This is a genomic window from Streptomyces sp. BE303 (assembly GCF_036290945.1).
In the GTDB taxonomy this organism is placed as follows: Bacteria; Actinomycetota; Actinomycetes; order Streptomycetales; family Streptomycetaceae; genus Kitasatospora.
This window is the reverse complement of the sequence record NZ_JAQYWZ010000564.1, coordinates 1-458: the sequence shown is the minus strand read 5'-3', so window position 1 is coordinate 458 and position 458 is coordinate 1. Positions and strand designations below refer to the sequence as shown.

Genomic DNA, 458 nt, shown 5'->3' with positions numbered 1-458 from the left:
CAGGTCGGGGGTGTTGCGGGCGAGCTGCTCGAAGATGGGCGCCCAGTTGGGGTCGGCCTTGACCTTGCCGTCCACGGTGGCCTTCACGGCCGGGTCCACCTTGCCGAGGTCGTACGGGAAGATCGCGTGGAAGTCCATGTACTGGGCGCTGCGCTCGGGGGAGGCCAGCCAGCGCATGAAGGTGCCGGCGCCGTTCAGGTTCTTGCTCGCGGAGCCTGCGACCAGGCTGTGGCCGCCGACCATGGAGCAGCCGCTCTTGGGGCCGGTGGGCATCGGGGCGACGGCCCACTTGCCCTCGGTCTTCGCGCCGCCGGTCTGGACGTTGGCGATGACCGACTGGAAGAACGGGAACATCGCGACGTCGCCGCTGATGAAGCCGTTGAGGGCGCTGGTGCCGACCGGGGAGATCTTCTCGGTGTAGAAGGACTTCATGTACTCCATCGCGGTGCGTCCGGCCT

General features: G+C 68.1%; 1 protein-coding gene. It reads right to left on the bottom strand.

Annotation, left to right across the window (positions count from 1 at the left end):
• Nucleotides 1-458 (bottom strand): extracellular solute-binding protein (locus PUR56_RS12545; RefSeq protein WP_329948951.1); only part of this gene is annotated, 458 nt, incomplete at both ends.